A 19,580-nucleotide genomic window follows, 5' to 3' on the forward strand; every position below is an offset into this window, starting at 1 on the left:
TTCAACAATTGCCCAGAATTCATCAGAAACTTCCCAGGATTTGACTTTGGTAGACATGGCTCCTCCTCATGGAGAGAGCATGCCAAATTCTCTAGAAAAAGTCTATTTATTTACGGATAAGTTCTAAGTGTGGTGCGAGTACCTTTTGGGCGAAAGCATGTTCTGTTTGCCCCTCAGCTGTAATGTGCAAACGGGTCATGGCTGCCCACCCAACACATTTTTTTCCCACAACTCCGAGAGACTATAGCGGTCAAGCCACTCATTCAGTCGTTCGGAATCAAATTTTTGGAATGTTGAACACTGCTGTTCGTCATCTCTTTCGACAACCACCAGATTGTCAAGAGAGAATTCATCCACCAGTCGGGTAGACTGGGTTGCCATAAGTATCTGGGTTTTTTTGGAGGCAGAACGAACAATGCTGGCCAACTCAGCAATTGCCGCCGGATGCAACCCAAGTTCAGGTTCGTCCAAGACTATAAATTGGGGCAGCAATGCAGGTGGTTGTAACAAGAGCGTTGCTAGAGCCATAAAGCGTAGCGAACCATCTGATATTTGGTTAGGATCAAAAAGATAATCGCTGTTGAGACTATCGATCCAGTTCAATCTAACGTAATCCTTGTTACCAGTAATAGGCGTAAGTTCGAAATCGTGGAATTGAGGCATCACTCGACGGATGTGGCGAACAATTCGGTCATAGTATTTCTTGTAATTGGTATTATCTTTCAGCATTTTTAAAAATGCTGCTAGATTGCCTGCATTGTGGCGAAGATACCTGGCATCGTCTACATAGCCACGATCTTTGATTTTGGCGGTGTCTGACGTGTCATGAAATTGATAGGTGCGAATGCCGGATAACAGTTTGTAAATAGTCTTGCTGGTTTTGTTACTGTCGTTACCTAGCTGCGATTCTGAGCCTCCAGCATCAAGATAGTATTCTTGTGGTCTTGACGATGGAGGGTTGATTCTGTGGTAGGTAATTTTCTCGCCGCTGACGAACAATCGATCCGGCAACCCATGTGACAAACTTACCTCATATTTACTATGAGCTAAATCCGATTCAAAATTGAACGTGAGTGAAACAGATTTGGTCTCTTTCGTTCCGTAAAACAAAAGGCGACTTGCCCCATGTTTGCCAACATACTGCTGAAGGGCGCCGGTCGTCATGAAGTTAAGCATTTCAAATAACGATACTATATTGCTTTTTCCAGAACCGTTGGCACCTAATAGCACAGTTATATCCCCAAAAGGGATGTTCTGTCCGTCCTGAGCATTGATGGATTTAAAACCCTTCACATGGATTGTTCGCAACTTCATGACTAAATCCTATTTCTTTTCAAAACGAGGATGTGTTCTCCCACAATCATCCTACCCCTGGGGTCTGCTGATGCCCACGGTGACGGTTTTGGCTTGGTGGCGGATGGTGTCGATGGGCCGGGTCATTTCCTCGATAGCCTTGTTGAGGATGGTCAGGATGTCAGCCAGGCGGGCCTCGGCGGCGCAGATGGAGGGCGACTGGTTGACCAGCCAGAGCATGTAGTTCGCCAGGGCGGCGGCCACGCGGGCGGGCAGGGCCGAGTCGGTGGCTCCTGAGGCGATGCGATCCACGCATTTGTTGAGCTGGTTGAGGAGCTGGGTGCGGTTCCAGGCTGCCGGGTCGGCGATCATCCCGCCCAGGGTGATGCGTGCGGCACGGAATGGCTCGGCATGGGCGTCGATGGCCTGGGCCGCGGCGATGCCCCACCAGTGTCCGGCCACGGTCTCGGTCACGAAGTCCAGGCCGCCGCCCACGCGGGGCACCTTGATGACCGCCTCGGCCACCCCGTCGAACCGGGTCTCGTCGTCGGCGCAGAAAACGATGGGCGAGCCGTTGTGGGCCTTGAAGATGGTCACTTCCTTGACCGTGTCCGTGACCACCAGCTCGGGCAGGTCGCTGGCCATGACCAGGGTCAGGGGCTCGGTGGAAAGGTCGATGTGTTTCTTGTCTTCTGTCACATCGCAGGGGATGGACTTGTAGCACAGCTCCGAGAGCTTGATCCGCACCTCCTGCGCGGCCACGCAGTTGGCCCCGTTGCCCACCAGCGCCCAGTAGCGGTGGACGGGCGCGTATTTTCTGGCCACTTCGGCGATGGCCTCCTTGCCTTCGAGCACCTTCTCGATGAGGGCGGGCAGCCCCTCAAGGGCTTCAACCTCGGCCAGGACCGAAGCCTGATCCATGGTGCCGAGCTCGCTGGCCAGCCACAGGGAGAGCAGCTTGCCGGCCGCCACCTGTGAATAGAACGCCTTGGTGGAGGCAACGGCCATCTCCACGTCGCGTCCGTTGCTGGTGTAGATGTAGGAGTCGGATTTCTGGACCAGGGGTGAATTGCGCCGGTTGACGATGCAGTTGACCCAGGCGCCCCGGTCGCGGCACAGGTCCACCACGCGGTTGGTATCCGTGGTGGTGCCGGACTGGGAGACCGGGACCAGGACCACGTCGTCCATGCCTTCGTCGCCCATGAATCCCACCAGTTCGCTGCCTGTGTAGGATTCGATGGCGATGCCGCTGCCCGCCAGGGAGCGGCGCAGGAGGCGCGCCACGGCCATGGCGGCCACGGCGGCCGTGCCCTGGCCCACGCAGATGATCCGCCGCACGGGTTCGCTTGCGGCGGAGAACCGGGCCACCAGCCCCGGCCCGTTGCCGAATCCCTCGGGCAGGAAGGTCGCGCATCCCTGCTCCTTGAGGTATTTGCCGTGGAGGGTGTTGCGCACCGAGTCGGCCGCTTCGTGGACCTCTTTTTCGATGTAGTGGCTGTATTCGCCGCGGAAGATGTCGCGGGAGAAAATTTCAATTTTCTCGGGTTTTAGCGGCACGGATTCGCCCGAGTCGAGGAATCGGGCCACAGGCACGGCGTCGGTTGGATCGTCGTCGCGCAGGATGACCGAGACGCCGCCCTGGCGGTGGACGGCGATGGGGTAGGAGGCGCGGGCTCTGGCGGCCATGCCGTATGCCTCGCTGGCCACCAGCCAGCCGTCGATGGTGCGGCCCACATAGAAGCTCTGCCCGCTGCCCTTCTGGGCCAGGAACTGGCTGTCAAAGTCGCTTAAGTTCTGCATGACCACGGCAAGGGAGCCTTCGCACCGTTTGAGCACACTGCGGAAGCGGTCTTCGGCATCGCCGTCTTCGGGCGCATCCATGTGGAAGAGCACGGGCAGGATCTTGGCGTCGGTGGAGATGACGGGCGGGATGTACGCCCCCTTGGAGACCACGGTCTCTTCAACCAGGGTGCGGTAGTTGTCCACATCGCCGTTGAGGACGAACATGGTCTTTTCAAGCCCGGTGGACACGCCGCCTTCCACCAGCCCGTCCACCGGGTGGCAGTTGGGCACGGAAATGATGCCATTGGAGGCCCAGCGGGTGTGGGCAATGATGTTCAGGGTCTCCAGGCCCTCGGCCATGGTCCAGAGCAGATGGTCCTCGACGATGAATCGGCGCAGGGCCGCTCCGTTGTCGCCCAACTGGCCCACCAACTGCGCCACCTTGTAGAGGAAGCGGCAGGCTGTGCGGCCATCGTCGAGCTTGCGCACCAGCACCTGCCTTGTGTCGGCGTGGGCGATGGAGCAACGGTCTTGAAATTCCGCCTTCTGGTCCGGGGAGAGGCGCAGCTCGGGGTCCATGCCCGCAGGCAGGATGAAGGCCACGGCCACCCCGGCCGAGTCGCGGCCGCGCACCTCAAGCTTGTCGATGGATTCAAGGACCTGTTCCATGCCCCAGGCCAGAAAGTGGCGGTCGCGGGCCGCTGTGTCGGCGGCCAGTGCGGGCGGCATAAGGGCCAGGGTGCGGTCCACGTTGGCCAGCACTTCCTGATCGATCTGCCAGAGATAGTCGTCGAGCTGCTCGCGCAGGGCTTCAAGGGCGTCGGTGCGCGGTCCTTGCTCCAGCTTGACCGAGGCAGCGCCCCGCAGCTTTCGGATCGCGTCGCGCACGGCTTCAAGGCGTTGCCGGGTGGCCGGGGCAGTCGCCAGTTGCAGGTGCAGGCCAAAGGCCATCAGCTCGTAAAAGCGCTCGGTCAGTTCGGCAAGCGGGGCGGCGGCCTCCATGAGGTCGGAGCCGGAAACGACCCGCTCGAATGCCTCGGCCACAGGGGCGAGCCACGTGGCGTCTGGGGCTTTGGTCCACTGTCTGTTGCTCAGAAAACTGGCGATTCCACACATGTGCGGTATGAACTCCTGGTGAGATATTGGGCGACGACGGCTGCGCCTTGCTCCGCCCGCGGGGTGCGGGCTGGGGCGCCCGGGACGCGTCCTAGGAATTACTGCACCTGTCCTGCCTTGGCAAGTCCGGCGGTCCGGTGGCTGCTGGACATCCATTATTATATGGAATACGGGTGATGACGCATCGGTGACTGAAGTGTCGCCGGGCGATGCTGCCTTGGGGAGGTTGCGTCGGTGGGCTCGCTGTTCCGTGGTGGGGATGCTGGCCAAAATGTGGGCGCAGTGGCATGAGTATTCTTCGGTTTTTCAATTCAAGATGGCGTTCCATGGGGGTCGTTCGCAAATTCGCGGCGGCTCTCGGGTCCATGCTTGTCCTTATTTTGCTGGTGGCGGCGGTAGGGATCGCCGCCCTTTTCGTGCTGGAGAAGAAGGCCGGGGACATCGTGGCCGACTCCATGCGTATGCAACGGATGGCCCTGGAGATGGACTCCCGGCTCCAGTTGGCGCGACAGGCCGAGCGGGATTTTCGCCAGCGCATCAACGACCTCGGCATGGCCGGGGCGCGACGTGTCTATGTTCCCGAGTTTGCCCAGCGTTTGGCCGAGGCCGGGCGAAATGCCGCGTGGTTGCGCGACATGGGCCGTTTCGGGGGCGAGGCCGGGGGCATGGCCGCGGACACGGCTGCGAGGTTGAAGGAACTGAGCGCATCCATCGAGCGTTATGGAGCGCTCTTTGGCAGGGTTGTGGATCTGGCCGGGACCGTGGGGGTGGAGGATCAGTCCTTTGTCCGCGCCCATGGCGAGATGGAGGGCGAATATCTGCGTTTGACCTCTCTTGTCCGGCAGATGGCCGCCGCTGCCACGGACAGGGCCCGCGACGCCCATCAGGAGATAGCCCGGTCAAGTTGGCTGATCCGCGCCATGCTTATCGCTTCGGTGCTTCTGGCGCTTCTTCTGGCGGCCAGCATCATCGGCGTCATCCATCGCACGGTGGCCCGCAGCATCGTGCTTTTGAGCAACACGGCCACGGAGCTGAGCCTGGGAAATCTCGAAGCCAGGGCCAAGATCTCCAGCGATGACGAGTTCGGCAGGCTGGCTCTCTCCATCAACGCCATGGCCCAGCGCATCACCGCCCTGGTCAACGACCTGGAGGGACGGGCGACCATGGCCAGCGAACGGCTGGTGGAGGCCATCGACGCCATCTCCGAGGGCTTTATGCTCTACGACCATCGCGAGCGGCTGATCATCGCCAACGCCATGGCCAGAAAGCTGTTCCCCGAAGGGGACCGACTGCTGCTTCCCGGCATCACCGTGGAACAGGTCTGTCGCCATGTGGCCGGGAGCGGGCTCTTCCCCAATGCCGTGGGACGCGAGGAGGAGTGGGTTCTGGAGCGCCTTGAGCGGCATCGCACCCTCGGGCCCCCGGTGAGCGAGCCATTGAGCAACGGCCGCTGGGCGGTTGTGACCACCTACCGCAGCGGCCGCGGCGAAACCGTGGTCGTGATCACCGACATCACCGAGCGCAAGCGTGCGGCGGACGTGTTGACCACCCGGAACTCCGATTTGGAGGGCCTGGTGCGCGAGCGGACCAAGGTGCTGGTGGAAAAGGCCATGGAGCTGCGCGAGGCCAATACACGGCTCATGGAACTTGACGAGCTGAAATCCGCCTTCCTTTCCTCCGTCTCCCATGAATTGCGCACCCCGCTGACCTCGCTGCTGGGATTTTCCAAGATCATCCGCCGCGACTTCACCAGAATTTTCATGCCCTTGGCCGAGAGCGAGGAGGCCAGGCGGCTTGGCGAGCGCATTCAGAGCAACCTTGAAATCATGGGCAGCGAGGGCGAGCGGCTGACACGCCTGATCAACGACGTGCTCGACCTAAGCCGCATTGAGTCCGGCCGGGAAGACTGGCGCTTCACCGAAGTCGATATGACAGGGGCGGTCAACCGGGCGGTTGGCGCGGCCAGCGGATTGCTCACGCCCAAGTCCCAGGTGCGTCTGGTCCTCCGCCGCATGGAGCCGGTGCCGTCTGTCCACGCCGACGCGGACCGCGTCCATCAGGTGCTCATGAATCTGTTGAGCAACGCCATCAAGTTCACCGATTTCGGCGAGGTGGCCGTGGATCTTTATCTTGACGGGCAGGGCATGGTCAGGCTGCGGGTGGAGGATACGGGTCGGGGCATCAGGGGCAGGGAGCTTGAGCAGATATTCGACAAGTTCCATCAAGCCCACAAGGGCGACACGCTGATCGAGAAACCCTCCGGCACCGGGCTCGGGCTGGCCATCTCCCGCCAGATCGTCGAGCACTACCAGGGCAGGATCTGGGCGGAATCCCAGCTGGGCCGCGGTACGGTCATGAATGTGTCCCTGCCTCCGGCCGCTTCCGGGGACCGACCGCTGGTGCTGGTGGTGGACGACGATCCGGCCACCCGGGACTACCTTTCCATGCTGCTCAAGCGGGAGGGCTACGGCGTTCATGCCGCCTGTGACGGCGAACAGGCGTTGGCGCAGGCCGCCCGGCGCAAGCCCGCCCTGATCACCATCGACATCCTTATGCCCGGCATGGGCGGCCGGGAGGCCATCCGCGCCCTGCGCGGCGATGGCCGCCTTGCCGACATCCCGATCCTCGTGGTTTCGGTGGCGGAGGCCTGCCACAGTGCCGGGGGCGACGCCGCGTTGATCAAGCCGGTTAACGCGGATGCCTTCATCGGCGCTGTCCACGCTCTCATCGGCGACAGCGCCCCGCCGCGTCCCGTCCTGGCCCTTGGCGGCGTGACCGAGCCGGGGAGGTGCCGGCTGCCCGGCCTGTGCGGCCAGAGCGTCACCCGCTGCTCGGAGGAAGAGATGTGGACCATTCTGGGCGACGGCTTCGAAGGCACGGTGGTGGTGCCTGAAGCCATGGCCTGCTCCCTTGATCTGCCCCGCTTGTGTTCAAGAGCCTCTGTCCAGGTGCTGCTGCTTCCCGATGCCCCGGCCGCAGCCCTGGCCGATGCGCCTTTGGCCGGGTAAGCTGTCGCGGCTCGCCCCTGCCGTTGCGGTGAGTGATCGAAAACAAACAGCTTCTCATATCCGTCACAACATGGTAGCGAAATGGGCCATCCGTATGCCGCGAGGCATTCCCCCCGCGGCCAGGGCCGGAGGAACATGCGACGCTGTTTGGGCATTATCCCCTTGTTGGGGCGGAGCACCGCGTTTGTGCTGGTTGCGTTCTTGGCCGTGTGGAGCGCAGGGCCGGCGGGTGCCGAACCGGCACCCAGGGGCTCTGGCGGCTACGTTCTCGGCATGTCCGCCGACTTCAGCGGGCAGAGCCGGGGGCTGGGGGTGGAGTTGTATCGCGGGGCCGTGGCCTACTTCACCCAGCTCAACAGGAGCGGGGGCATCAACGGCAAGCCCGTGGTCCTTGTGGCCCTCGACGACGGCTATCAGCCTGAACCGGCCATCCGCAACACCATCGACCTGATCCGCCGTGGCGACATCCTCTGTCTGTTCGGTTATGTGGGAACGCCTACCGTGACGCGCATCCTGCCGCTTCTGGGCGGCGGGGCGGGTGCGGTCAAGCCGCTTTTCTTTCCCTTCACCGGGGCCCAGCCTCAGCGCGAGCCGCCCCACCATCGGCATGTCTTCAATCTGCGGGCGTCCTATCGGCAGGAGGTGGCGGGGCTGGTCAACCGTTTCGTCTCCCTTGGCCGCAAGCGCATCGCCGTTCTCTACCAAGCCGACGCCTACGGGCGCAGCGGCTGGGACGGTGTGCGCCGGGCCTTGGCGGTTCACGGCTTGACGTTGGCGGGGGAGGCCACCTACCGGCGCGGCACCGGGTTTGACGCCTCCATGGCCGAGCAGGTGCGCATCCTGGGCCGCTCGCGGCCCGACGCCATCATCGTGGTGGGAACCTACGCCCCCGGCGCGGCCTTCATCCGCGACGCCCGCGACGCCGGGCTGGACGTGCCCATAGCCAACCTTTCCTTCGTGGGCAGCGAAAACATGCTGGAATTGCTCGTCTCCCTGAGCCGGGAGCGCGGCCTCGATTACACCCGCCATCTGGTCAATTCCCAGGTGGTGCCGAGCTACGAGGATATGAGCCTCCCCGCGGTATGCGAGTATCGACAGCTCATGGACGCGGTGGACCCGGCCCCTCCGGAGGGATCTGACCCGCACTTTAGGACTTTCCGCTACAGCTTCGCCGGGTTCGAGGGGTATCTCAATGCCGTGGTCATGACTCGGGTTCTGCGGAATCTCGAGGAGAATCCGGCCCTTGGCCTGGTTGGCGCGGCAGAGTCGGTCAGGGACATGGACCTTGGCATCGATGTGCCTGTCAGCTTCGGTCCCGAGAGGCACCAAGGGCTTGACCGGGTGTATTTCACCACAGTGGAGGGGGACGCCTTCGTGCCTGTGAGCGAGGCCCATTGGGAAGCGTGGCGCCCATGAGGAGTCTCTCCATCTTCAAGAAGACAGGCATCCTGGCCGTGGCGCTTTTCGGCGTCGTCGCCCTGCTCACCTCCGCCCTGGCCGCCTATATGCTCCATGACCGGATGGTGGCCGAGTACGTGAGCAAGGGCACGGCCATCGCGCAGTCCATCGCGGGAGCCAGCCAGGAGATCCTGCTTAATCGCGATTCGGCCACGGTGCAGGCCATGATCGATCAGTATCTGGAGATCGAGGGGGTGGCCTACGTCTTTGTGCGCGACGGTGACCGGACGGTTGTTTCGCACACTTTTGTGCCCGAGATGCCGCCCAGGCTGGCCACTCTGGCCGAGCCGGAAGACGGTGTGCGCGTGACCCAGGTGACGGTGGAGTCCCTTGGCCGGGTCATCGACGTGGGTGTGCCGGTCCTGGCCGGGGTGGCCGGACATGTGCATGTGGGCATGAGCAAGGAACTGATAAAGCGCTACTTCTGGGCCACGGTGGTCAGGATGCAGGCGCTGCTCTTCGCCACCCTGCTGGCCTGTGTGGGGATATTGTTCGTGGTCACCAGGCGCATATCGCGGCCGTTGCAACAATTGACCGAGTATGCGGACCGGCTGGCCTCGCGGGATTTCTCGGCCGACATCGAGCTGACCTCTCGCGACGAGGTGGGGCATCTGGGAAGGACCATGCGCTCCATGGCCCGCGAGCTGGCCCGGCTCTTCTCGGACATGGAGTCCGAGGTGGAAAAGGCCACGGGTGAACTGCGCGAGCACATGGTCTATCTGTCGGCCATCATCGACAACCTGGCCGACGGTCTGCTGGTGATCAGCCCTGCCGGGGCGGTGTCTGTGGTCAATCCGGCCATGCGCGAGTTCTTCGGCCTGGGCGACAAGGACTATTCGGGATTTGCTGCGGCCGACGTGTTTCCCGTGGAGGTTGCGGATCTGGCCCGGGCCATCCGCAGCTGCGAGGGGGTCATCCAGTCGGCGGAGATTCCATTGCCTCAGGGCCGTACCGGCATGGCCGTGGGCTCGTCCATCCTGGTGGCCGATCCCGTGGCCCGTTGCCTGGGCGGCGTTGTCCTCGTGCGCGACATCACCCGCGAAAAGGCCCTTGACCAGCTCAAGACTGATTTCATCTCCACCGTGTCCCACGAACTGCGCACCCCCATGACCTCCATCCTCGGCTTTGCCCGGCTCATCGGCAAGAAGCTCGATACGGCGGTGCTTCCCGCCCTGGACGAAAATCCGGAGGCATCCCGGATGGCTGCCCAGGTGGCGGACAATGTGGAAATCATCGTCACCGAGGCCAGGCGTCTGACGGATCTGATCAACGACGTGCTCGACATCGCCAAGATGGAGGCCGGGGAGATCGTCTGGCACGACAGGGCGGTGTTCATGGGCGAGGTCATGCACCAGGCCGCAGACGCCACCAGGGGGTTGTGGAGTGCCAAGGGCATCGAGGTGGTCATCCATGCCGAGGCAGACCTGCCTCCGGTACGCGGCGATCATGCCCGGCTGGTCCAGGTGCTGGTCAACCTCATTTCCAACGCGGTCAAGTTCGCCTCGCGAGGGCCTGTGACCTGTCGGGCGCATCTGGACCGCGCCCAGGTGCTCGTGTCCGTGGCCGACCACGGCCCTGGCATCCCGGAGTCGTCCATGGGCGAAATATTCGACAAGTTCAAGCAGGTGGGCGACACCCTGACCGAGAAGCCTGCGGGCACGGGCCTGGGGCTGCCCATATGCCGCCAGATCGTGGAGCGCCACGGCGGCCGCATCTGGGTCGAGAGCGAAATGGGGGAGGGCAGCGTCTTTTTCTTTTCCATCCCGGCCCTGGTGCCCCGGACTGACACCCAGGACATGGACGCTGCCTGTCGGGCCGTGCTGCCCGAGCCCGACTCGGCCATGCTGGTGCGCCTTTCCGAAGATCGAAATCTGCCTCCGCTCATCCTGGTGGTGGATGACGATCCCATCCTCGGGGCCTATTTCACCGAACTTTTTGAAGGCAACGGGTTCCGGGTCATGGTCGCTGCTGACGGCGAGCAGGCCGTGGTCATGGCCCGCGATCATCTGCCCGGCCTGATAACCATGGACCTGATGATGCCGGGCATGGACGGGCGAACGGCCATCCGGTGCCTTCGCCACAACCCGTTCACGCGGCATATTCCGGTTCTGGTTCTCTCGGCCTTAAGCGAGAGCGCCACGCCGGGCTGCGACGTGGCCCTGACCAAGCCCGTGGACGACGGGCGGCTGGTGGAGGTGGTGCGCGCCCTGCTGCTCAGAAAGGATGTGCGCCATTCCTGCCTTGTGCTCGGCGGCCTGGAGGATGTCACGGTGGAGGGGTTGACCGTCGTTTGCCCGGACGACACGACTTTCTGCCCGCCGCAACAGATATGGAGTCATGTGGAGCGCGGGTTCCGGGGGCTTGTTCTCATTCCCGCGGAACTGGCCGAGAAGATCGACATCGATCTGCTTGCGCGGGCACCGGGAGTGACGGTGATCATCATGCCCGCACGGTCCGGGTGGGAAAAAACGATATAACGGGGTTGCCGCCGTCGTCAGGACGGCTTAGGGTATGCGTGGAATCCTGCAGTCCCGGCGGGGACTGGCGAAAAGAACACTCCATCCCGGTCAAGGAGTCGCGATATGGCCAAGAAGATTCTCATTGTCGATGACGAGGTGCACATCAAGATGCTTCTTGAGCAGACGCTCGAAGAGCTGGAGGACGAGTATGACGTGGAGCTGTTCACGGCCTCGGACGGCGAGGAAGGGCTTGCCTTTATCCGCAGCGAGCACCCGGACCTCGTCTTTCTCGACATCATGATGCCCAAGTTGAACGGCTATGAGGTCTGTCGCGTCGTCATGGAGGATCAGAGCCTGCAGGGCGTCAAGATCATCCTGCTCACGGCCAAGGGGCAGGAGGTGGATCGTAAGCAGGGGCTTGAGCTGGGAGCCAGAATGTACATGACCAAACCCTTTGACCCAGATGAGATTCTCAAAGTTTCCAAGGACATGCTTGGACTGTAGATCGGCTTCGGCCCCATGAGTTCGTTCAAGAGATTCATCCGTCCCGGCACGTTGCGGACACTGTTGCGCAAGGCTTTTGAGTTGACCGGGGAGCGCTGTCCCCTGGCCATAGTTCTCGGAGGCGAGGTGGTGCTGGCCGAGGGCGCCTCGGGGCTGTCGGAGTTCGACCCGTCCGATCCGGGGGTGGTCCGCGCACCCTTGCGGCTTGATGGCGAGGGCGAAGCGGAACTCAGGCTGCGTCTGCATGCCGAAACGGCTGGTCGCGACGAGGCCCGGCGGCTTCTCGACTTTGCGGCGTTCACCATCCAGGAATTCATCGACATGGGGCAGGCCCGGCGTTCCATCGCAGACGAGGCGCTGGCCAAATACCGCGAGCTGGCCCTGCTGCATCGGCTGGTTCCGGTCATCAACAGTTCCCTGCGTCTGCGCGACGTGGTGGGCGCACTCATGGACGAGTGCCGCCGCGAGAACTATCCAGGCGAAATGGGCATGGTTTTTTTGTGCGAGCCGGGTAGCGGCAGGTTACGGCCGGCTGCCCAGTTCGGTTTTTCCTCGGCAGCCGATCTCGATGGACTTGCCGGTTGCGATCTCTTCTCCGAGGTGATCCGGGCGGGGCGCGGCGAGATTGTCAATGATCTGGTCGGCGACTGTCGCTGGCATGGAGAAATGGCGGGTGTCGAGTCCATGCTCCTGATACCGCTCATGTCGCCCAATCGGTGCGAGGGGTTGCTGGTGCTGGCTTCGGCCGCGCCGGGCGCGTTCGAGGCCGCCCATGGCAAGAGCCTGTCCACCCTGGCCTCGGTCACGGGCATCTCGGTGAGCAACGCCTTCAACTTCGAGGGCGTGCAGACCCTCATGAACGCCATCCTCAAGGCCCTCGCGGAGGCCATCGACTCCCGCGATCCATTCACCGCCGGGCATTCCGAGCGTGTGGCCCATCTTGCTGTGGCCTTTGCCTTCCTGCTGGGCGAGGGCGGCGCCTGCGGGGTTCGATTCAATGACCAGGAGCTGCGCGAGATCTATTACGCCGGCATCCTGCACGACGTGGGCAAGATAGGCATCAGGGAGGACGTGCTGACCAAGGATTCGCGGCTGCCCAAACGGCGGATGCAGGTGATTCGCGCCCGTTTTCGACAGCACGGCCTGACATCGGACTTCGACTGGGCCGATGCCTATGAGCGGGTGCGGGCCCTCAACACGGCCATGACCCCGGCTCCTGAGGAGCTGGACCATATCCGGCGGTTGGGCGCCATGCGCTGGGGAGCGGGGGGCGAGCAATTTCCCTTGCTTTATGACGACGAGCTGGACGCCCTGCTGCTCGAATACGGCAACCTGACGCACGACGAACGCCTGGAGATTCAGCGTCATCCGGCCGAGAGCGAACGCATCTTGCAGCACATCCCCCTGCACGAGGGCTACGCCAACATGCTGGCCATCATTCGCCAGCACCACGAGCGCATGGACGGCAGCGGCTACCCGGATGGGCTCAGGGGCGACGAAATTCTCGTCCAGAGTCGGATCATGGCCATTGTGGATATTTACGACGCCGTGACCCAGGAACGGCACTACAAGCCCGCCTCAACCCGTAGCGAGGCCATCAGGGTTCTTGCCGGCGAGGCGGAGCAGGGCAAGCTCGACCGTGACCTTGTGACCTTCTTTCGCGCCCAGGTGACACGCATCGAGGCCCTCTCTGTCCGGGTCAGGTTCGCCCGCGTCACCCACCTCTCGGAAATCGGCAGATTCGCCACCCTTTGAGGCGGCTCCCTGGTCGGTGCTCCAGGAACCGGGGCTGACGGGCTGGTCTGCGCCGGGTCAGGGTTTCAGGCGTTCGGCCAGGGCGGGAAAGGGCAGTTGGCCCTGGGCGAAGATCGCCTTGCAAAACGCACCCAGATCCAGGCCGCACCGCTTGCGCAGGGCCGTCAGCTCGTGCAGGCCGAGCACGGGCATGATCCGGCTGGTGGGGGCCATGCGGATGGCCAGCACATGCTCCAGGGCCTCCTCGCGCGAGAGGCCCGAGTCGGCCAGGATGGTCATGCAGCGGTCCTGGTCCAGTGAGCCCGTGGCCAACCCGGCGTCGATCATGGCCAGTCCGGCCCGGCGCAGTCCCCGGTGGTGGAGGACCAGCCTGTCCAGCGGGGACGAAATGTAGCCGAGTTCTTCCAGCATATCTTCGGCAAAGGCGAACCAGCCGGCCATGAACAGCGGGTTGGTGATCTGGGACAAGGGCGAGCCGTTCAGGGTGCGCCGCCCGGAGTTGAGCAGATGGCGGCCGGGGTAGGTCTGGCGGGCGGCCATGAACATGAACTCGCGTCGCATCCGGGCCAGTTTGGCCGGATTGTCGCGAAAGCCTCTGCCTGCGAACATCGCGGGGCTCACATAGCAGCGCGACGGCTCGTCGGGCCATGCGCCCAGGGCCGGATCGTAGTGGATGGGGCCCAGGGTGGAGGCCAGGTGCGTGGGCTGGGGATCGACGCGAAGTCCGCTGTCGCGAAACACGCCGGGCAGGGCCGTGTCGAGAAAGAAGGTGCGCAGGCGGTGAATCTCGCGAATCACGGTATCCATGGGCTCCTGGGCCGCGTCGACCGGGCCGTTGTGGTCGGCCAGGGCCTTGCGCCAGTCCGTGCCGAGCCCCGCAGCCAGTGTGCAAAGCGCTTCCATGCGCCGGGAGAATTCCGCTTCTGCAAGGGTGTAGAGCGCCTCTGGAGGCAGGTCGGTATCGAGAAGTCCCTCGGCCATGAGGGCGAAGGACGGGCCGTCGGCATCGATCGGTTCGGGCCTGGAGGCCACGAAGCGGTCAAAGTCTCTGAGGGCGTGGAGGCAGTCCTCAAGCAGACGTGCGGCCTTGCCGACCCGACCCAGGTCGTTTTCGTTCAGTCCGGTCACATACCTGGCACAGTCGCGGATCATGGTCTGGCTGCGGGCGCGGTCGGCATGGGCCACGGTCTCTATGGCGTCCGGGGCCAGGGCGAGCAGGCCGGGGATCGCCTTGAGCCGCTTGAGAAACCGTTTTTGGCGCACGGCCGGGGATTTGCTTGGCAGGTCCACCGCCTGTTCCAGGCCGGTGAAGGCCACCTGGAGAAAAATTTCCGGCGTTTTTGCCCAGCTGCGCACGCGGTCCAGCTCGGTCACGGCACAGGCCGCGGAGCGGGCCAGGGCGAGCAGCACTCCCCGCTCGGCTGTCCCGGCCTTGGCTGCGCCGGTCTCGAAGTCCCTGCGGAATTCCTTAAGTTTGAGCACATGTTTGGCAATGCCCCTGCGGGAGAGATCGTCGAGCCGGTCCAGCCAGTCGGCCGCGGCGGCAACGGGCGGCATGAGGGGAAACGCCCCGGATGCACACATGACCGGAAAGTGCTTGCCAAGATAGGAGAAAAATGCGTCGGCGGATTTGATCTTCATGACGTGGGCCGGGCTTGGGGCGGACGGTTCCGGTCGGACCGGACAAGCAGACGGTGGGTCCTTGCGACCAGCTCGCCGAGTTCGGCCTTGGATATCTGGTCGTCTGCCCCCACGGCTACTCCCTTGTGGTGGAGGGTTTCGGTGATGATGGACGAACACAGGACCACTGGCAGGTCTTTGAGCAGGGGGTCTTCCTTGATCAGTCTGGTCAGGCTGTGGCCGTCCATGACCGGCATCTCTATGTCCGAAACCACGATGTCGACAAGGTCCGAGAGGGTACGGCCGGGTTGGGCCGCCTTGCTGCGGGCGTTGAGCAGGTAGCGCCAGGCCTGGTCGCCGTTTTCGGCCTGATGGACGGTAAATCCGGCCTTCTCCAGGATGCCCGCGATCATCCGGCGGGCCATGGCCGAGTCGTCTGCCACCAGCGCCTTGACCTTGCGGCTGTTCAACTCACGGCGAATGTCCTCGTCCGGTTCGGGAACGGGTTTGGCGTCGGGATCGAGTTCCGAGCAGATTTTCTCCATATCCAGAATGAAGACGATGCGGCCTGCGAGCTTGACCACGCCTGTGATGGAGTTGACCGACAGGGATGAGACATAGCCGGTGGGCGCTTCGACCTGGCCCCAGTTGATGCGGTGGATGCGCGTAACGCCCGAGACGAGGAAAGCGCTTTTGGTGCGGTTGAATTCGGTCACGATGACCTTGGGCGGTCCGCTCTCGTCGCGTTTCTTGCCCAGCCACGCGGCCAGGTCCACCAGCGGAATGATCTCCCGGCGCAGGTTGAAGGCGCCGAGCACGGCCGGATGCGAGACCTCGGGCATGTCGGAGAGTTTCGGCAGTTGGAGGATTTCCAGCACCTTGGCCACATTGATGCCGTAGTAGCCCCTGTACCGGCCCGTCGGCCGAGCCTCGTCGAGGTGGAATTCGACGATCTCGACCTCGTTGGTGCCGGATTCGAGCAGGATCTTGGTTTGGGGCATGAATGCGGTCTCCGGGATCTGTCGCGTGGTGTTGCTCGAAAAGTCGAGCCACCACCCTTATACCATGCCACTCCCCCCTTGCAAGTGCGCGGGGCTGGTCAGCAGGCATATCCGCGTGGGATTCTGTCGGCTTTGGCAAGCCTGAAGCCGTTGCTCCTGGTACGTCCCGGCAGGGTGCGAAAGTGGCCGCCGACCGCAACGCCCTGGCGGGTGGCGGTTCGGCGGCCATGTTGTCCGGCTGTATCTGGCGCGATCAGCCTCGCGCCTCGAACCGATCGTGGACTTTGTCGTACTCTATGGTGGTACAGGTGACTTTCTTGAGGTCCGGAACCGGGGCCTCGCTCTCCAAGCCCTGTTTGAGAGCCTCGTATGCCTCGGGTTCGCCTTGGACCAGGATTTCCGCCTTGCGGTCGTCAATGTTGCGGACCCATCCCTTCAGGCCGAGGCGCAAGGCCGCGTCAATAACCCAGGATTGGAATTTTCCGCCCGTGACTTTTCCTTCAACGATGCAGGTGTAGCTCTTCATGATGATTGTCTCCCGTAACTGTATGTGATTCCATCGTGTCTTACCTATACGGAAAAAAAAAGATTCTGAAAAGGGGGTATGGCGTATTGAGTCGGCGGGGCAGAGGCTTGTCTTTGCCGTTTTGACAGGGAGCCATGGCGGTACGGCGCTGACTGCCGATGGCCCCGGGGCAATAGACCCTGCGCCCACGCAAAGGCCCCGCCACCGGGGATCGGGGCGGGGCCTTTGCGTGGCGAGGGCTGGTTGCGGGCTATTGGGCCGTGGGACAGGAAGGGGTGCCGGGATCGGTGCCGCTGTCCACCAGCTTGGCGCGGTATTCCTTGACCTCGTCAAGGGAGTTCCAGCCCGCGTACAACTCCAGCCAGCCCTTGAAGTCCGTGTATTCCTCGTCCAGATGCTGTTCGTGCATCTTCATCCACAGGTTGAAAATGTACATCTCGATTTTGAAGGCCGCGCTGTCAAAGACCTGGGGCAGGACAGTGTGCTCGTATTTCTGCCCGTCCAGGCGCGCACCGACATAGGCGCAGACATTCTCCTGCGCCCGCTTGTAGTCAATGGGCGCGTTGTTGACCATGTCTGCCAGCCGGTGCAGGGAGGGGTGGTCCTTGTCGATTTGCTCCATCACCTGATCGGGTACCCTGATCCAGAGTTGGCCGTCCTCTTCGGTGACAAAATGGAATCTGAGCCACAGGTCGAATTGAAATATTTCGACGGCATCCTTGATGGCGCTTTTCACACTCACGCTTCTGATCATGGTTCATCCTCGTCTGAAGTGGCGTTGGAACAGGGAATATGGTCATCCTGCCCCGGCGCGTCAAGGGAAAATCCTTGAGCGCGGGGCTGGACAAAGGGATGGCAAGTGTTATATCAGATGCGGCTCGCAAGAGAGAAAGCCCAATAGGGCGGAACTATTCCAAGGAGGCCGAAATGGCACGTCACAAGAAGCATGAGCGCAAAAAGGAACTGGATCGCAAGCGGCAGCGCCGGATGAAGGCGATCAAGGCCCGCATCCGCGAGGCCAAGGCAGCGGCCAAGGCCTAGTCTGGCCGTTCAATCGTCACAGGCAGTTGATCATATCTTTGATCATAATGAAATCGCAGGCTGTTCAAAAACGATGAGAGGCAGCCTTGAGCCGTTGATGAGCCTTTTTCGGCGCATCCTGCGGACCGGGACTGCAAAGATCGGCGCAAAGATCAAGGCCAAGGGGGCCCCTTGCGCGGGGACTTGATCCTTTCGCAGAAGCTCTCTGTGCGGATCGAAGAGACGATTACACATGCGTGTCGCAGAGGCTCTTCGTTTTTCAACAGTCTGAAAACCCATTGAAGTCCTAGGGGGCTTGACCATGCCCATCTACGAATATCAATGCACCGGCTGCGACGCCGTGTTCGAGGAATGGCAGTCCGGTTTTGAGGAGCGCCAGATGGTGTGCCCCGAGTGCGGCCGCCCCGCCAGTCGGCTCATCTCGCACACGTCCTTCCACCTGAAGGGATCTGGCTGGTATGTAACCGATTATGCGGCCAAAAAGTCCGAGGGGGCCACCTCCTGCACCGAGTCCGGCTGCAAGGCCGGGACGGACAAGCCCGACTGCGCGGCATCAGGCTGCGATGCCGGATGCAGCGACGCGGTACCGGCCGGCAAGAAGGCGGCCGCGGACACGCCGTCCGCAGGGTCCGCCTCCTGACGAACAGCGGAAAAGGCAGCCCCGGCTGCCTTTTTTCTTGACGGCGTATGCCGCAGCGAATCTCCACAAGGACAAGAGCATGCTCGAAAGATATTCCCGCCCGGCTATGAGAGAATTGTGGACCCTGGAGAACAAGTTCAGGGTGTGGCTTGAGGTGGAGCTGGCCGTGACCCGCGCCTGGGCCGAGATGGGCAAGGTGCCCATGGACGCCTGCGATGAGATTCACGCCAAGGCCGACTTCAATCTGGATCGCATCCTTGAGATCGAGGAAACCACCAAGCACGATGTCATCGCCTTTCTGACCGCGGTGGAGGAAAAGGTCGGCCCCAATTCCCGCTATATTCACCTGGGCTGCACCTCGTCGGACATCGTTGACACGGCCAACGGCGTACTGTTGACCCGGGCCGGAGCCATCATCGCCGAAGGCATTGACGCCATTCTTGACGTACTCAAGGATATGGCCCACAGGCACAAGGGGCTGTTGTGCATGGGCCGCACCCATGGCATCCACGCAGAACCCACCACCTACGGACTCAAGTTCGCGGGGTTTTACGCCGAGTTTGCCCGCCACAGGGAAAGGTTTCAGGCGGCTCGCGAGGCGGTGCGCGTGGGCAAGCTTTCGGGTGCTGTGGGCACCTTCGCCCACCTGAGCCCCGAATTGGAGGAGCGCACCTGCGCCCTGCTCGGCCTCAAGGCGGACCCGCACTCCACCCAGATCGTCCAGCGCGACCGTTATGCCCAGTTCTTCACCGCCCTGGCCATGCTGGCGGGCGGCATCGAACGGCTGGGGCTTGAGCTGCGCCACCTGCAACGCACCGAGGTGCTGGAGGTGGAGGAGGGATTCAGCGCCGGGCAGAAGGGCTCCTCGGCCATGCCCCACAAGAAGAATCCCATCTCGGCCGAAAACCTCTGCGGGCTGGCCCGGCTCATCCGCTCCAACTCCCTGGCGGCCATGGAGAACCAGGCCCTGTGGCATGAACGCGACATCAGCCATTCCTCGGTGGAGCGCGTGATCATGCCCGACACCACGGCCCTCATTGATTACATGCTGCATCGCATGTGCGGTGTGCTCGGGCGGCTGGTGGTCAAGGAGGACAACATCCGGCGCAACCTGGAAGGGTCCTTCGGGCTTTTCTATTCGCAGCGGGTGCTCAACGCCCTCATCGTTTTTTTTTTCAAGCGCCAGGAGGCCTACGAGATGGTCCAGAAGGTGGCCATGCGCTGTTGGGCCGAGCGCATCCAGTTTGAGGAGGATATCCGCAGGGACGCGGCCGTGACTTCCCGTCTGGCGGCAAACGTCCTTGACGAAGCCTTTGACCCCTCGTATTACAAGCGTTACGAGAACGACATTTTTGCCAGGGTGTTCAAGGGATAGGG

Annotated in this window: 13 protein-coding genes; 7 read left to right on the forward strand and 6 right to left on the reverse strand. The window is 62.5% G+C overall.

Translation table 11 applies throughout. The features are described 5' to 3' along the window. Positions 1-195: 195 nt before the first annotated feature. The gene (locus GKC30_RS09780) at positions 196-1,314 is read right to left on the reverse strand and encodes an AAA family ATPase (RefSeq protein WP_155934552.1); all 1,119 of its coding nucleotides are present in this window, start codon (positions 1,312-1,314) and stop codon (positions 196-198) included. 51 nt (positions 1,315-1,365) lie between these two features. Continuing rightward, positions 1,366-4,191 (reverse strand): SIS domain-containing protein, encoded by a 2,826-nt coding sequence (locus GKC30_RS09785; RefSeq protein ID WP_155934553.1) that lies wholly within the window; start codon positions 4,189-4,191, stop codon positions 1,366-1,368. Between the two features lie 326 nt (positions 4,192-4,517). Between GKC30_RS09785 and GKC30_RS09790 the strand changes: the two genes are divergently transcribed. The 5 genes from GKC30_RS09790 (at position 4,518) to GKC30_RS09810 (ending at position 13,375) form a co-directional block, all read left to right on the forward strand. Then, the gene (locus GKC30_RS09790) at positions 4,518-7,199 is read left to right on the forward strand and encodes an ATP-binding protein (RefSeq protein ID WP_155934554.1); all 2,682 of its coding nucleotides are present in this window, start codon (positions 4,518-4,520) and stop codon (positions 7,197-7,199) included. 273 nt (positions 7,200-7,472) lie between these two features. Beyond that, complete coding sequence (locus GKC30_RS09795; protein WP_231117122.1) at positions 7,473-8,615, forward strand: ABC transporter substrate-binding protein; 1,143 nt, start codon at positions 7,473-7,475, stop codon at positions 8,613-8,615. Then, complete coding sequence (locus GKC30_RS09800) at positions 8,612-11,134, forward strand: ATP-binding protein (RefSeq protein WP_155934556.1); 2,523 nt, start codon at positions 8,612-8,614, stop codon at positions 11,132-11,134. The genes GKC30_RS09795 and GKC30_RS09800 overlap by 4 nt, the downstream gene beginning before the upstream one ends. A gap of 105 nt (positions 11,135-11,239) precedes the next feature. Beyond that, complete coding sequence (locus tag GKC30_RS09805) at positions 11,240-11,620, forward strand: response regulator transcription factor (RefSeq protein ID WP_155934557.1); 381 nt, start codon at positions 11,240-11,242, stop codon at positions 11,618-11,620. A 15-nt stretch (positions 11,621-11,635) separates the two neighbouring features. After that, the gene (locus GKC30_RS09810; protein WP_155934558.1) at positions 11,636-13,375 is read left to right on the forward strand and encodes an HD domain-containing phosphohydrolase; all 1,740 of its coding nucleotides are present in this window, start codon (positions 11,636-11,638) and stop codon (positions 13,373-13,375) included. Between the two features lie 57 nt (positions 13,376-13,432). Here the strand turns inward: GKC30_RS09810 and GKC30_RS09815 are convergent, their stop codons facing one another. From GKC30_RS09815 to GKC30_RS09830, 4 genes are all read right to left on the reverse strand, one after another. Next, positions 13,433-15,016 carry a DUF885 family protein gene (locus GKC30_RS09815; RefSeq protein WP_155934559.1) on the reverse strand — a complete coding sequence of 528 codons (1,584 nt, stop codon included), beginning with the start codon at positions 15,014-15,016 and terminating at the stop codon, positions 13,433-13,435. Then, positions 15,013-15,996: a chemotaxis protein gene (locus GKC30_RS09820; protein WP_155934560.1), complete on the reverse strand. Its 984-nt coding sequence runs from the start codon at positions 15,994-15,996 to the stop codon at positions 15,013-15,015. Before GKC30_RS09820 ends, GKC30_RS09815 begins: the two co-directional genes overlap by 4 nt. Before the next feature lie 253 nt (positions 15,997-16,249). Beyond that, positions 16,250-16,522 (reverse strand): acylphosphatase, encoded by a 273-nt coding sequence (locus GKC30_RS09825; RefSeq protein ID WP_155934561.1) that lies wholly within the window; start codon positions 16,520-16,522, stop codon positions 16,250-16,252. Between the two features lie 250 nt (positions 16,523-16,772). Continuing rightward, on the reverse strand, positions 16,773-17,276 hold the full coding sequence (locus GKC30_RS09830; protein WP_155934562.1) for a hypothetical protein: 504 nt from the start codon (positions 17,274-17,276) through the stop codon (positions 16,773-16,775). Positions 17,277-17,864: 588 nt separating this feature from the next. Between GKC30_RS09830 and GKC30_RS09835 the strand changes: the two genes are divergently transcribed. Together GKC30_RS09835 and purB are read left to right on the forward strand one after the other, a co-directional pair. Further along, complete coding sequence (locus GKC30_RS09835; protein WP_155934563.1) at positions 17,865-18,203, forward strand: FmdB family zinc ribbon protein; 339 nt, start codon at positions 17,865-17,867, stop codon at positions 18,201-18,203. 79 nt (positions 18,204-18,282) lie between these two features. Beyond that, a complete protein-coding gene (gene purB, locus GKC30_RS09840) occupies positions 18,283-19,578 on the forward strand; it encodes an adenylosuccinate lyase (RefSeq protein WP_155934564.1) in 1,296 nt (431 codons plus the stop codon). The last annotated feature ends 2 nt before the right edge of the window (positions 19,579-19,580 follow it).

The organism is Pseudodesulfovibrio alkaliphilus (assembly GCF_009729555.1).
In the GTDB taxonomy this organism is placed as follows: Bacteria; Desulfobacterota; Desulfovibrionia; order Desulfovibrionales; family Desulfovibrionaceae; genus Pseudodesulfovibrio; species Pseudodesulfovibrio alkaliphilus.